Annotated in this window: 10 protein-coding genes and 2 pseudogenes; 3 read left to right on the top strand and 9 right to left on the bottom strand. The window is 71.1% G+C overall.

Annotated elements, in window-relative coordinates:
• Nucleotides 1–203 precede the first annotated feature (203 nt).
• On the top strand, nucleotides 204–1,601 hold the full coding sequence (locus CRP56_RS43955; protein ID WP_097275430.1) for a CHASE3 domain-containing protein: 1,398 nt from the start codon (nucleotides 204–206) through the stop codon (nucleotides 1,599–1,601).
• A 17-nt stretch (nucleotides 1,602–1,618) separates the two neighbouring features.
• On the opposite strand, the gene CRP56_RS43950 is transcribed toward CRP56_RS43955, so the two are convergent.
• From CRP56_RS43950 to CRP56_RS43920, 7 genes are all read right to left on the bottom strand, one after another.
• Complete coding sequence (locus CRP56_RS43950) at nucleotides 1,619–2,644, bottom strand: PAS domain-containing sensor histidine kinase (RefSeq protein ID WP_097275428.1); 1,026 nt, start codon at nucleotides 2,642–2,644, stop codon at nucleotides 1,619–1,621.
• A gap of 131 nt (nucleotides 2,645–2,775) precedes the next feature.
• Complete coding sequence (locus CRP56_RS43945) at nucleotides 2,776–3,141, bottom strand: response regulator (protein WP_097275426.1); 366 nt, start codon at nucleotides 3,139–3,141, stop codon at nucleotides 2,776–2,778.
• A gap of 245 nt (nucleotides 3,142–3,386) precedes the next feature.
• The gene (locus CRP56_RS43940) at nucleotides 3,387–4,970 is read right to left on the bottom strand and encodes an MDR family MFS transporter (protein ID WP_097275748.1); all 1,584 of its coding nucleotides are present in this window, start codon (nucleotides 4,968–4,970) and stop codon (nucleotides 3,387–3,389) included.
• Between the two features lie 80 nt (nucleotides 4,971–5,050).
• On the bottom strand, nucleotides 5,051–5,506 hold the full coding sequence (locus tag CRP56_RS43935) for a MarR family winged helix-turn-helix transcriptional regulator (RefSeq protein ID WP_097275424.1): 456 nt from the start codon (nucleotides 5,504–5,506) through the stop codon (nucleotides 5,051–5,053).
• A gap of 91 nt (nucleotides 5,507–5,597) precedes the next feature.
• The gene (gene poxB, locus CRP56_RS43930; RefSeq protein ID WP_097275422.1) at nucleotides 5,598–7,340 is read right to left on the bottom strand and encodes a ubiquinone-dependent pyruvate dehydrogenase; all 1,743 of its coding nucleotides are present in this window, start codon (nucleotides 7,338–7,340) and stop codon (nucleotides 5,598–5,600) included.
• A gap of 262 nt (nucleotides 7,341–7,602) precedes the next feature.
• Nucleotides 7,603–7,797: a hypothetical protein gene (locus CRP56_RS43925; protein WP_097275420.1), complete on the bottom strand. Its 195-nt coding sequence runs from the start codon at nucleotides 7,795–7,797 to the stop codon at nucleotides 7,603–7,605.
• Between the two features lie 98 nt (nucleotides 7,798–7,895).
• On the bottom strand, nucleotides 7,896–8,411 hold the full coding sequence (locus tag CRP56_RS43920) for a cytochrome P450 (RefSeq protein ID WP_257042239.1): 516 nt from the start codon (nucleotides 8,409–8,411) through the stop codon (nucleotides 7,896–7,898).
• Here CRP56_RS43920 and CRP56_RS49180 point away from each other — a divergent pair.
• Both CRP56_RS49180 and CRP56_RS43910 read left to right on the top strand, forming a co-directional pair.
• A pseudogene (locus tag CRP56_RS49180) lies at nucleotides 8,347–8,598 on the top strand (hypothetical protein); the annotation flags it as partial. The gene CRP56_RS43920 and the pseudogene CRP56_RS49180 sit on opposite strands and share 65 nt — an antisense overlap.
• Nucleotides 8,599–9,450: 852 nt before the next feature.
• Entirely contained in the window at nucleotides 9,451–10,785 is a 1,335-nt protein-coding gene (locus CRP56_RS43910) for a hypothetical protein (RefSeq protein ID WP_097275416.1), read from the top strand.
• Here the strand turns inward: CRP56_RS43910 and CRP56_RS43905 are convergent.
• Nucleotides 10,782–11,739, bottom strand: a pseudogene (locus CRP56_RS43905) (IS481 family transposase). The gene CRP56_RS43910 and the pseudogene CRP56_RS43905 overlap by 4 nt on opposite strands.
• A gap of 78 nt (nucleotides 11,740–11,817) precedes the next feature.
• Nucleotides 11,818–12,882: an RICIN domain-containing protein gene (locus CRP56_RS43900; RefSeq protein ID WP_097275414.1), complete on the bottom strand. Its 1,065-nt coding sequence runs from the start codon at nucleotides 12,880–12,882 to the stop codon at nucleotides 11,818–11,820.
• Between the last annotated feature and the right edge of the window lie 19 nt (nucleotides 12,883–12,901).

The raw sequence follows: 12,901 nt of genomic DNA, 5'->3' as shown, positions 1-12,901 counted from the left end.
TGGCGGTGATGAGGCCGGTGCATGGAAGAACGCCAGGCCATCACCGGTGAGATATCTCCCCAAACAGCGCAAGTACGGCTAAATGTAGGTCTGGTGCCCGGCGGGAGCGAGGGGTGTGCGCACGATCAAGACACACGTACCCCCTGTGTGGAGATACATTGCACACTCCGGGTTGTCTGGTTTCTTTTCATCGGTGGGCGGGGATGAGTGCGCAGCAGGAGTACAAAGGGCGGCGGCTGGGGCTGACGAGCCTGACGGTCGCGGCGAGCGGCCTGCTCGCCCTGCTGATCGGAATAGCGTTCGCGGTCCTGCTGTGGGCGATCTCCGACGCCAACAGCTCCACCTCCGCCCGCCGGGCCTCCCGCACAGCGCTCGTCGAGGCCGGGACCATGGAACGGCTGCTCCTCGATCTCGAGACCGGACAGCGGGGCTTTGTGATCACCAAACACGAAACGTTTCTTCAGCCTTGGTACCAGGCCCGCTCCGCACTCCCCGCGGAGGCGCGGCGGTTCACCGCGAGCGCCACATCCGCGCAGCAGCGACGCACCGCGCAGCACATCACCCGCGGCGTCGACTCCTTCCTGAACGACTACTCGGTGCCGCTGGTCGAGATGGTCCGGCGAGGCGATCCCGCCGCGTCCTCCCTGGCGACGACCACCGAGGGCAGGAAGCGCGTCGACACCCTGCGGGCCCAGTTCGGCCAGTACATGGCGGACGAACGCGCACAGCTCGCCGAGCGCACCGACGCCGCCGGCGCCAACAGCCATCAGGCGGTGCTCGCGGCGGCCGTGGGCCTCGCGGCGTCGATGGCACTCGTGGCCGTCTTCACGGTCCTTCAGCACCGTGCCGTGGTACGGCCGGTGCGCGGGGCGGCAACCGCCGCGCAGGATCTGGCGGGCGGCGACCTGAGCAGGCGGATTCCGCCCAGCAAGGTGGCGGAGATCGATGCGCTGGGCAGTTCCTTCAACAGCATGGCGGCCTCGTTGCAGGACAGCCGCCGGCGGATCATGGAGAGCACCGAGGCAGTGCACCGGCGCACTGCCCGGGATCTGCACGACGGAGCGCAGCAACGCCTGGTGAGCCTGATGATCGGGCTGCGGCTCGCACGGGAGATGCTCCCCGAGACGGAGGCGGCGACGGCCGACCTGCTGGACCAGTCCATCGACAACGCGCAGACCGCCATCAACGAACTGCGCGAACTGGCGTCTGGCATCTACCCGCTCGTGCTGACCGTGAAGGGGCTGGTGGCGGCGGTCAAGGACCTCGCGGCCCGCTGCCCGGTGCCCACGGTCGTGGAGACCAGGGACGAGCGGCGGATCTCCTCCACCGTGGAGTCGAACGCGTACTTCGTGGTGGCCGAGGCGGTGACGAACGCGGTCAAGCACGCTCAGGCATCCCGGATCGACGTGTCCATCGAGTTCGGGGACCTCCTGCGGATCAGGGTCGCCGACGACGGCGTCGGGGGCGTCGACAGGGCGACCGCCGGGAGCGGGATGTCGGGGCTGACGGACCGCGTGGCGGCCTTCGACGGCAAGCTGGCCATCGACTCCCCGTCCGGCGGCGGCACCGCGATCCTGATCCAGATCCCGCTACGTGACTGAACAGGCGTGCGGGGTTCTCAGGGACCGTCGACCGGAGGGAGCGGGATGGTCGCGGTGAGCGTCGTGCCGGTGCCGGGGGTGTGGTTCACCGTCAGGGTTCCGTCGAGGCCGGCGGCACGTTCGGCCAGGGCGCTCAGTGCCGCCTGGTCGGCCGCCGTCACGGGCGGTGCTCCATCGTCGACGATGGTCAGCAGCAGGTCCGGGCCGCCGTCGGCGGTCACGTGGACACGGCTGGCCGCGGCGTGCACCATGGCTCGCTCGACGGTCTCCGCGACCAGGAGATAGGCCTGGGTCTCGATCAGCCGGGGCAGCCGTCCGGACAGGGTGCCCGAGACGGTCAGCCGTCCGGGGTGGCGCCGGGCGAGAGCGGCGAGCGCCGCGGACAGCCCTCCGGCGCGCAGGGCGCCGGGGGACAGAGCGTCGGTGACCTCGCGGACGCCCGCGAGGGCCTCTTCACTGTCGCGTACCACGTCGTGCAGCAGGTCGGCTCCCGGAGAAGGGAGCGCGCCCAGGGCCTGCCGGGCCAGGTGCAGCCCGAGCAGAGCCCTGACCATGCGTTCCTGGACTTGGTACTGGAGGTTCTCGGCGTACCGCCGCTCTCGTTCCGCCTGCCGGTGGGCGAGGCGCCGCAGCGGTGCCCGCGGGTCCTGCGGCGCAGAACCGGCGGAATCCGGCTCTGCGCTCGGCTGAAAGATGTACAGGGTCACGTGGCCGTCCGCCTGGGGCAGAGGCATCCGGCTCCATGCGACCGGCACCAGCGAACCGTCGGCGTGGGTGAGCAGGCCCGTGCCCCGTTCGGCGGCGTCCGGACCGGCCGGGGCCGGGACACCGGACGCGGCACACATGGCGTGCGTGACGGTCGGACGGCCGTCACGGCCCAGCAGCTCGGACGGCCGGGAGTGTCCCGTCGCCTCGGCAGCCGCCGGGTTGGCGTAGCACACGGTGTGCTCCGCGTCGACGGCCCAGACAGGCTGTCGTACGACGTCAAAGACACTTCCCCAGGCTTCGAGCACGCTTCCCCAGGCTCCGGCGATCGACGTCATCGCGCTTTTTCCTTCCCCCCGGCCCGGCGACCTGCCGCCGCACCCACCGCTGGGGAAGACTCTGACAGGCGATTCTCGGCCACGCATCCGTCATATGACTCGGCTCCCCCGCACCCGCGTCGGGACCGCTGTCAGGGAACGGTGGGGGTGAACAGGCTCTTCAGGTCGGCGTCGAAGAGTCTGTCCTTGGCCACGAAGGACGCGATGCCCGCGCGTTCCAGCTCCTCCGGTGACCAAAACGACTGGTCGGTGGAGGTCAGCACGATCCGCGGCCCGCCGTGCTGCTCGCTGAGCCGGCGTGCGACGGTGAGCCCATCGGTGTCGGGCAGGTGCAGGTCGAGCAGCAGCCCGTCCGGGCGGTGCTCCTGTACGGCGGCCAGGGCCGAGGCGCCGTCCTGGGACTCCGCCACCACATGCAGGCCCCGTGCCGCAAGCAGCGTCGTGGCGATGCGGCGGAACCCAGGGTCGTCGTCGACGACGACGATGTTGATGCGCATGGTCCCAGCATGCCGAACGGCCTGACGAGCGGACCATAGGGGGAGCCCTACGCTTTGTGTATCGCTCACGCAAAGCCGCCCCCGCCTGCTCCCAGTGGCTGTTCAGGCCCGGCATGGCAGGCTCCGACTACGCGCGGCACTGCTTCGCCGAACTCTTCGCCCTCCCGGCCACCGGCCTCCGTCTGGTGAGAATCGCCGCACCACGGAGCAGGCGAGGCCGGGGCACGGCGATCCCGCGTCCGAGGTCAGGAACCGGGCGTCCGGGGGGTGCTGCTGGGGCCGTCGGCGGGCTGCGCGGACCGGGCGTCGGCCGCCGCCTGGACCAGGCCGCTGGAGGCGCGCAGCGGGACTTCCTTGATGAAGAGGGTGACCAGGAAGGCGATCAGGGCGACCGGGGCGACGTACATGAAGATGTCGCCGATGGCGTGGCCGTAGGCGTCCTCCAGCCAGGTGCGGACCGGGGTGGGGAGCAGGGCCAGGTCGGGCAGTTGGCCGCTGCCGGAGGTCTTGGCCGCGGCCGCCTGGTCCTGCGGGGCGAGCCGGGTGATGGTCTCGCGCGCGTAGTGGCCGATCCTCGTGGTGAGGACCGAGCCGAGCACCGAGACGCCCAACGCGCCGCCGAGGGACCGGAAGAAGGTGACCGTGGAGGAGGCGACGCCGAGGTCGCTCGGGGAGACCTGGTTCTGTGTGCACAGCACGAGGTTCTGGAGGGTCATGCCGACGCCGAGGCCCATCAGCGCCATGCACAGCGCGATGAACAGGTACGGGGTGTCGTAGCGGAGCATGCCCAGCAGGGCCAGGCCCGCTGTCAGCAGCACGCCGCCCGCCAGCAGCCAGCCCTTCCACCTGCCGGTGCGGGTGATGATCCGGCCGGAGACCGTGGAGGCGAGGAACAGGCCCGCGATGAACGGGATCGTCATGAGGCCGGACTTGGTCGGGGAGTCGCCGCGGGCCAGCTGGAAGTACTGGCTGAAGAAGACGGTGCCCGCGAACAGTGCGACGCCGGTGAACAGCGAGGCGACGGAGGCGAGGGCGATGGTGGGGTTGCGGAACAGCCGCAGCGGGATGATCGGTTCGCTGGCCTTCGTCTCCACGAACAGGAAGACCAGTGCCAGCACGAGCGAGGCGCCGACCAGCGTGTACGTCTGCCAGGACAGCCAGGCGTACTTGTCGTCGGCGAAGGTGACCCAGATCAGCAGGGTGCAGACGGCCGCGGTGACGAAGAACGCGCCGGCCCAGTCGACCTTCACCTGGCGCTTGGTCACCGGGAGGTTCAGCGTCCGCTGGAGCACGACCAGGGCGACGAGCGCGAAGGGGATGCCGACGAACAGGCACCAGCGCCAGCCGAGCCAGCTGGTGTCGGTGATGACCCCGCCGAGGAGCGGGCCGCCGACGGTGGCGACGGCGAAGGTCGCGCCGAGGTAGCCGGAGTAACGCCCGCGCTCGCGCGGGGCGATCATCGCCGCCAGGACGACCTGGGACAGTGCCGACAGACCGCCGCCGCCCAGGCCCTGGATGACGCGTGCGGCGATCAGCGTGGCCGCGTTCGGCGCGAGACCGGCGACGAGCGAGCCTATGCCGTACACGATCAGCGCCGACTGGACCAGGATCTTCTTGCTGAACTGGTCGGCGAGTTTGCCCCACAGGGGCGTGGACGCCGTGACCGCGAGCAGGGAGGAGGTGACGACCCAGGTGTAGGCGCTCTGGCCGCCGCCGAGGTCGCCGATGATCCTGGGCAGCGCGTTGGTGACGACGGTCGAGGACAGGATGGCGGCGAACAGGCCGAGCAGCAGTCCCGACAGCGCCCGCATGATCTGCGGGTGGGTCATCGGTACGGCGTCTTCCGCCACCGGTGCCGGACCGGCGGGTGCGCCGGTCCTGGGGGTGGTTGTCATGGGGTATCTCGTCCTTACGAGGTGACTGCGGGGGTACGGGTGGAGACGTCGTCGAAGCTCGCCCGCAGCCGGGACAGCAGGGACGTCAGCCGGCGGATGTCCTCCTCGCTCCAGTCGCTCAGCCGCAGGGCGAGCGACTCGGCGGCGCGCTCGTAGAGTTCGGCCAGCCGGAGGCGGCCCTCGGGAGTCAGGCGCAGGATGCGCGAGCGCCGGTCGCAGGGGTCGGGGCTGCGGTCGATCCAGCCCCGCTCGGCCAGGTGGGTCACGTGGCGGCTGGTGACCGACATGTCGACGGCGAGCAGTTCCGCGAGGGTGCCGATGCGCAGCCCGCCATGGCGGTCGAGGAGCGCCAGCACCACGGCGGTTCCGCTGGAACATCCGCCCGGCAGGCTCCGGTCCAGCTGTCGTCGTACGGCACTGACGGCACTCAGCTGCCGCGTCAGCTCCTCGTACTGGGCTTTCTCGGCCACATGTGTCTCCTGTTGGGTGGGCCTTTTCATTGCTTGAGGCAACCATGAGATTGCTCGGTTGCCTCAAGCAGGTCTCCAGGTGTGCGTCAGGTCACCGCAGGATCCGGCGGGCGACGTTGGTGTTCACCAGATCCAGCAGCTCTTCGCCCCGGCCGGAGAGGATGGTGCGGATCGCATAGAGGGTGAAGCCCTTGGCCTGCTCCACGGTGACGGCGGGCGGCACGGACAGCTCCTGACGTGTCGTCATCACCTCTACCAGCGTGGGTCCGTCATGGGCGAAGGCACCCTTCAGCGCGTCCTCCAGGTCACCGGGCCGCTCGACCCGGCGGGCCCACAGCCCGATCGCGGCGGCGACCTCGGCGAGCTGCGGATTGTCCAGCTCGGTGGCGTAGTTGACGATGCCGGCGGCCTTCATCTCCAGCTCGACAAAATTGAGCGACCCGTTGTTGAAGACGACGATCTTGGCGGGCAGCCGGTTCTGCCGCAGGGTGAACAACTCGCCTAGGAGCATGGTGAGTCCGCCGTCGCCGGACAGCGAGACGACCTGGCGGCCCGGGTACGCCGCCTGCGCGCCGACCGCGTGCGGCAGGGCGCAGGCCATCGTGCCGTGGTTGAACGACCCCAGCAGCCGCCGGCGCCCGTTGAAGGTCAGATAACGGGCCGCCCACATCACAGGGGAGCCCACGTCGACGGTGAAGACCGCGTCGTCGTCGGCGAGCCGGTCCAGGGTGCGGGTCACGAACTGGGGGTGGATCGGGGTGCGGTCGCGGTCGTTGACGGCGAGCGCGTCGAGAGACTTGCGGGTGCGGGCGTAGTGGGCGAGGGCTCCGTCGAGGTGGTCGTGGGCGTGCTTGTCCGTCTTGACCGACAGCAGCGGCAGCAGCGCCGGCAGGGTGTCCCGGACGCTGCCGACCAGCGGCAGGTCGACACGGGTGCGCCGGCCGATCTGCTCGCCGCGCAGGTCGAGCTGGATCACCTTGGCGTCCTGCGGATAGAACTGCCGGTAGGGGAAGTCGGTGCCCAGCATGAGCAGGGTGTCGGCCTCCTCGATCGCCTTGTAGCCGGAGGCGAAGCCAAGCAGCCCGGTCATGCCGACGTCGTAGGGGTTGTCGTACTCGACGTACTCCTTGCCGCGCAGCGCGTGCACGACCGGGGCCTTGAGGGTCTCGGCGAGCCGGACCAGGTCGTCGTGGGCACCGGCCGCGCCCGCACCCGCGAGGATCGTGACCCGCCGCGCGGCGTTGAGCAGCTCGGCGGCCTCGCCCAGTGCCTCGTCGTCCGGGCGGACGACGGTCCGGGTCGGGCGTACGACGGTGGGGGCGAGGTCCCGGCCGGTCTTGGCGAGAAAGCGCTCGCCGGGGACGACCACGACGGCCACCCCCCTGCGTTCTACGGCGGCCCGCATCGCCATCTCCAGGATGCGCGGGCCGTTCTCCGCGCTGGTGACGACCTCGGCGTAGACGCTGCACTCGGCGAAGAGCTCCTGCGGGCGGGTCTCCTGGAAGTAGCCGGAGCCGATCTCGATGCCGGGGATCTGGGCCGCGATGGCCAGGACCGGGACCCGGCTGCGCTGGGCGTCGAAGAGACCGTTGATGAGGTGCAGGTTGCCCGGGCCGCAACTGCCGACGCAGACGCCGAGCTCGCCGGTCAGCCCGGACTCGGCCGCCGCCGCGAGGGCCGCGCTCTCCTCGTGCCGCACATGCACCCAGTCGACGTCGTCGTCCCGGCGTATCGCGTCCGTCAGCCCGTTGAGCGAGTCCCCGGGCAGACCGTAGAGACGGTGGACTCCTGAGGCCTTGAGCGAGGCGATGACGTGGTCGGCGAAGGTGGCCATGCGGGTTGCCTTTCGTCAGGTGTGAGCGCTTGCCTGATCAGTGTTCGGGAACATGCATTGCGCACACATCCGTCGAATGACTGCGTGGGTGGTGTGGCGGCGGCGGAGACTCCTGGGTCGGACGACTGCCGGACATGTCGGCTTTATGAACGGGAGTGCGGAGCGCGCGCCGCCCGGACGCAGAGAAGCCCGCACCCCCTTCTTTCCGGCACAGGGACGGGGCGCGGGCTTCTTGCGGTCTTCGGCCACGTTACGGGCTTGACTACAGCCCGAGATCGAGGGCGAGACACGAGAAGGTGCGATACGCGGCCGTCTCGTCGGGCGAGGTGTTCGCCCCGCCGTGCGGCTGGGACTGCACCGCTGCCGTCATGTCCTCGTACCGGATGCGCTCGGGCAGCTTGCCGAAGCGGGCGTGCCGGGCCGTCGCGGCGGGGTCCATCGTGGCTTCCTGGCTCATGGCCAGCCTCCACTTCATCGATCGGGGTACGGCCCCGTCAGCCGGGGCCACAGTCAGCTTGCACCTCCGGCTCGTCACCTGTCAAGGCGGTGACGAATTCAGGATTGGGTGCGATACCGCACCGGCAGTACCCCGCGCACCATCCCCGCCGGGAACCAGTCCAGGGACTCGGCCAGCACCGCCAGTTCCAGGTGCGGAAGGCGAGTGAGCAGGGCGTGCAGGGCGACGCGGGCCTCCAGTCGGGCCAGCGGGGCGCCCAGGCAGTGGTGGATGCCGTGGCCGAAGGCGAGATGACGGACGGTGGGACGGGTGATGTTCAGGGCGTCGGGGTCACCGCCGCCGGCCGGCGGGGCGTCCCGGCTCGCCGACCCGAGCGTCACGCCGACGACGTCGCCCCGGGAGATGTGTACCCCGCCGAGCTCCAGATCCTTGGCGACGTACCGGTTGGTGGTGCGCTCGACGGAGCTGTCGTAGTGCAGGAACTCCTCGATCGCGTCGGGCAGCGGCCCGGCTGTTCGCGAAGGCCCTTGCCACGCCGGACGCGGAACAGTGGCCGTTCGCCCTGGCGCGGGTGCGGCTGGCGCATGGCGAGTGGCTACGCAGGTCCAGGGCACTGTCGGAGTCCAAGGCGCCCCTGACAGCCGCACTGAAGACGTTCGAGCGGCTGGAGTCCGCGGCGTGGGCGGAGCGTGCGCGCAAGGAACTGTGGGCGGCCGGCCGGGGCGTACTGCATCCGGACGACCGCAACGGGGCGTGCTCACCGCGCAGGAACGCGAGATCGCGGAGCTCGCCGCGACCAGTCTGACCAGCAAGCAGATCGCCGAGCGCCTGTTCATCTCCACCGCACGGTGGGCGCCCACCTGTACCAGATCTATCCCAAGCTCGACATCGCCTCCCGGGTGGTGCTGCGGGACGCGCGGCGGCGCACGGACCAGGGCCCGGGCTGACACTCCGGGAAAGCCCATGTGAACCCCACATCGGGTGAAACACGTTTCTCCAGTGTCATCGGGTGTGTCGCCGTTGATTCCGCACGCTGGAGATCCCATGAGCACAATGTAAGAGAGTTTCGGCCGGCTCGACACCTCGGTGGCATGGGTGGTGTGGAACGCCAACGGGGGGCTTCCTCGGCGCGCTGCCCGGCGAGCACGGCACCGCCGTGCCCGTCGTACGGCTCTTCACTCTCCGCCGGGACCAGGTGTCCGTCGAGGACGCCTGAAACGTCAGCGGCATGCTCGGCACCGGCGGCAACACCGCCGCCGTCGCGGACGTGTTCGTTCCCGAGGAGCAGGTGGCCCGCTTCGACGTGCCCGCCCGTATGTAGTGGCCCCTCTACCAGGGCTTCATCCCGGCACTGGTGATTCCCGGTTGCTCGGCCGTGGTGCTGGGTGTCGCGCAGAGCGCCGTCGCGGAGGTGGCCTTCGCCAGGACCAAGCCCGTCTTCACCGGCGGCACCCTCGACGCGGCCCGACTCCTGGTACTGTCCACCGCCGCGCCGAACGGCCCGTCCTCACGCCTGGTCCCACTGCCCGTCAGCGGCGACAATTTGGACACGTGTGCAGGGCGCGTAGACTCATGCGCGTCATAACACATGTGCACTAGGCAACCAGATCCGACTCAGCCACATATGACCGTCGTCCCAGCGGGAGCAATACGGTGACCGAACACGACCCCGACACCGCGTCGTCCCCGACGGTCTCGCGGGCCGACGACCGCATACACCTCGTCCACACCGGGACCCGGCCCCCGAAATGGCTCACCGAGCTCGCCGGGCGACTCTCCCCCGCCCGCCCGAGCGAAGCCCTCGTGGTGGTCGGCGCGCCCCTCGACGAGGACGGCGCCGAGGCGTTGTGCGAGTGGTTGGCGCCGAGCCTGGACTCGATCCGGGACGCGCAGGTGCGGCTGCTGACGCTGGTGATGTCCGCGGGCGCCCATGGAGCGGGAGGGCGCCCGTCGGCGGCCAGGGTGATCTGCGAACGCTGGGGGCTGGATGTCCTGGCGGCGGCCGGAACCGCGCTGGTCACAGCCGACGGCGCGCTGTTCTCCCCCGACCTTCCGGGCGCCTCCGGCGGCTGGTGGCACTTCTCCCCCGGCGTGGACGCCCGGCGAGTGAGCAGCCATCTGCCGGTCCCGGAGTGGGAGGCGGCCGTGCGGCGGGTGGGCCGGCAGACGGTCGCCGGTCATGTGGTCGAGCCCGTCCCGGCCGGGCTCTCCGTCCGGCCCGCGGGCCCGACGCCCGTCACGGCCCACACCCGGCCACACGCGATCCCGCCGGAGCGCGACCGGCCACAGCTGATCCTGGCCTCCACCCAAGTACCCGCCGCCGCCCTCGCCGTCGTGGTGGCCGCCCTGCCCGAGCCGGTGCGCGCGGCGCTGCGGTTGCTGTCGCTCGACGGGCAGCCGCTGACGCGGCTCGGGGAGGAGCTGGCGGACCTGTTGGACAGCGAGGTCCAGGTGGCCGTGGGCGCCCCGGCCGGCACGGACAGCGGCGCGCCGAGCGGCGCCTCGGCGGGCGACGCCATGGTGGAGCTGCGCATGGTCGACTCCCGCGGTCGGCCGTCGTGGCGCCCCTTCGCCCGCACTGTGGTCTGCTCACCCGCAACCGTCGGAAGCGGCCGGGCTCCGCGCGTGACGGAGTCGCGGCCGCCGGCGGCCCTGCGCGGGACCGCCGCACCCGACACGCTGTCGGTCGACGGGGACTGCAAGGTGGTCGTGACCCCGGCCGGCCTGTGGCTCGGCCCGCACGACACCGATCCGCCCCTCCTCACCCTGATCCGTCCCCCCGCCCCGGAGTCCGTCGCGGTCGACCTCGGAGTGCCGCGCCAGCCGCTCGCCGACTGCCTGTGGAACGGCCTGGAGACCCTGCTGGGACGGCTGGAGCCCGACGTTCTGGCACGTGTCGTGGTCCACGCGTACGGCGACCTCGATGCGCGGGACCGGGAGCGGCTGGTCGAGTTCTCCGTCCGGCACCGGTTCTCCATGGCGTCCTAGGTGTATTGACCCGCAGGGTTGTTGACACGGCTGATGGGTGGGTGGCCATCGAGTGCGGTGTGGCAGCGGTGGTGGTTGTAGGTGTGCAGGAAGTCTGCCAGGGCTTCGGCGCGTTCGGTGTTGCTCGTGTAGGGCTTGAGGTAGGCCCATTCGTCGAGCAGGGTGCGGTTGAAGCGTTCGACCTTGCCGTTCGTCTGGGGCCGGTAGGCACGGGTGAGTTTGCCGGCCGCGCCGAGGTCGGCCAGGGCATGGCGCCAGGCGAGGCTTTTGCGGTAGGGCCAGGCGTTGTCGGTCAGGACCCGTTCGATGCGGTCGATGCCCGAGGCCGCGAAGAAGGCCGCGGCCCGGCGCAGGAAGGCGGCGCAGGCGGCGGCCTTCTCGTCGTCGTGGATCTCGCTGTAGGCCAGGCGGCTGTGGTCATCGACGGCGGAGTGGACGAAGTCGAAGCCCATGTTGCTGCGGGCGGCCCGGCCCGCCTGGCGGCCTGGTGTCCTGTGGCCGCCGCTTTCGGGAATGCGGCCGAGTTTCTTGACGTCGAGGTGGATGAGTTCGCCCGGGCGGGCGCGTTCGTAGCGGCGGATGAGCCGGCCCGTGGGCCGGTCCAGGAACGCGAGCCGGTTCAGGCCGTGGCGGGCCAGGATGCGGTGCACGGTGGAGGCGGGCAAGCCCAGGATCGGGCCGATGCGGGCCAGGCCCAGCTTGCGGTCCTGGCGCAGCCTGCAGACCTGCGCCTCGGTGGCGGGTGCCGTCCGGTGCTATGTCCTGCCAGGGCGGCTGGAACGGTCGACGAGGCCGCTCCCGCCCTCCAACCGCCAGCGTCGAAGCCACTTGTGGGCTGTCACGGGAGATGCCCATCTCTGCTGCGACGTGGGCGACGGGACGGCCGGAGCGGACACGTTCGACAACGCTCGTGATCAATACACCTACGGCCACAGCGAGGGTGGCAGGGCCCATACGAACTCCGCCCGCCGAAGCGGCTGTTCGCGCTTCGCGGGCGGAGGGGGAGGGCCTGGTGTCACGCCCGTACAGGTGTCAGGCCGTACGCCACTTCTGGTTCGCCGTGCCGGCGCAGGTCCACAGTTGCAGGACGGTTCCGGCCGCGGTGCCCTTGTCCTTGGCGTCCACGCACAGATCCGGATTGACGTTGAGGACCAGGTCGTAGGAGCCCTTGAGCAGGAGCCTCTGGTTCGCGGCGCGCGAGGAGGAGCAGTTCGCCAGCCGCACCAGAGCCCCGTTGCCCGGGTTGGTGACGTCCAGGCACATCGTGCCGCCGAAGTCGCGGACGGTGCCGTCGGAGGGGAACGTCCAGCCCTGCGACGGGTCCTTGCTGTTGCAGTCGGCGAGCACCGTCTGGGTGCCGGCCGCCCGCGAACCGCCCTGGGTGGCCAGGCAGCGGCTGGAGGCGAAGTTGAACAGGAACTTGCCGGTGAAGCCGCTGGACGTGGTGGTCGTCTTCGGCGGCTTCGGGGTCGACTGCGTGCCCGAACCCGTCGTACCGCTCCCAGCGCCGCTGCCTTGGTCCGCGCCGCCGCCACCGCCGCCGCCACCGCTGCCGCCGCCGCTGCCGGTGCCCGGCACCGCGGGCGCCGCGGGCAGCCCGGAACCGGCGTCCTGCGACGACGAGCCGTCCTTCTTGGCCGAGGAGTGGCCCTTGGGCTTGCTGGACGGCCGATGAGAGGGGTGTGCGGAGCTCGCGGACGGGGAGGGCGTCGCCGTGCCGGCCGCCTCGTCGGTGGCCTGGACCGTGGCCGCGGCCTGCGCGGTGTCGTCGCCGCCGAGGCGTGCGATGCCGGCGACCACGCCGGTGCCCACGACCGCCAGGCCGGTCACCCCGGCCAGCGCGATCGCCACCCGGCGGCCGGGTTTGAGCAGCCGGGCGCCGGAGAAGTAGTGGCGGCGGGCGAAGTCGGCCGCGAAGGACCCGCCACCCGCGGCCGAGGGCTCGGCAGCGAGGCGGACCAGGGGCGTCTCACCGCCAGTACGCGCCGGATTGTCATCGCCGCTGTCGTCGGCGGGCGGCGGCAGCGGCTCCTCGTCGGGCGCGGGTGACGGCGGCCCCGGCGGTCGGGGTCCGTCGGACGGGGAGGGTGTCGTCATGTGGCTCTCTCCGAATTCC

The sequence above is a fragment of the Streptomyces sp. TLI_55 genome, from assembly GCF_900206255.1.
GTDB classification, from domain to species: domain Bacteria; phylum Actinomycetota; class Actinomycetes; order Streptomycetales; family Streptomycetaceae; genus Streptomyces; species Streptomyces aquilus.
This window is presented reverse-complemented; position numbering and strand designations above follow the sequence as displayed.

What these genes read in the sequence shown, in the direction of transcription:
- CRP56_RS43950 (WP_097275428.1), bottom strand. Translation starts at nt 2,644, where the DNA reads ATGACGTCGATCGCCGGAGCCTGGGGAAGCGTGCTCGAAGCCTGGGGA.
- CRP56_RS43900 (WP_097275414.1), bottom strand. Translation starts at nt 12,882, where the DNA reads ATGACGACACCCTCCCCGTCCGACGGACCCCGACCGCCGGGGCCGCCG.
- CRP56_RS43940 (WP_097275748.1), bottom strand. Translation starts at nt 4,970, where the DNA reads ATGACCCACCCGCAGATCATGCGGGCGCTGTCGGGACTGCTGCTCGGC.
- poxB (WP_097275422.1), bottom strand. Translation starts at nt 7,340, where the DNA reads ATGGCCACCTTCGCCGACCACGTCATCGCCTCGCTCAAGGCCTCAGGA.
- CRP56_RS43945 (WP_097275426.1), bottom strand. Translation starts at nt 3,141, where the DNA reads ATGCGCATCAACATCGTCGTCGTCGACGACGACCCTGGGTTCCGCCGC.
- CRP56_RS43925 (WP_097275420.1), bottom strand. Translation starts at nt 7,797, where the DNA reads ATGAGCCAGGAAGCCACGATGGACCCCGCCGCGACGGCCCGGCACGCC.
- CRP56_RS43955 (WP_097275430.1), top strand. Translation starts at nt 204, where the DNA reads ATGAGTGCGCAGCAGGAGTACAAAGGGCGGCGGCTGGGGCTGACGAGC.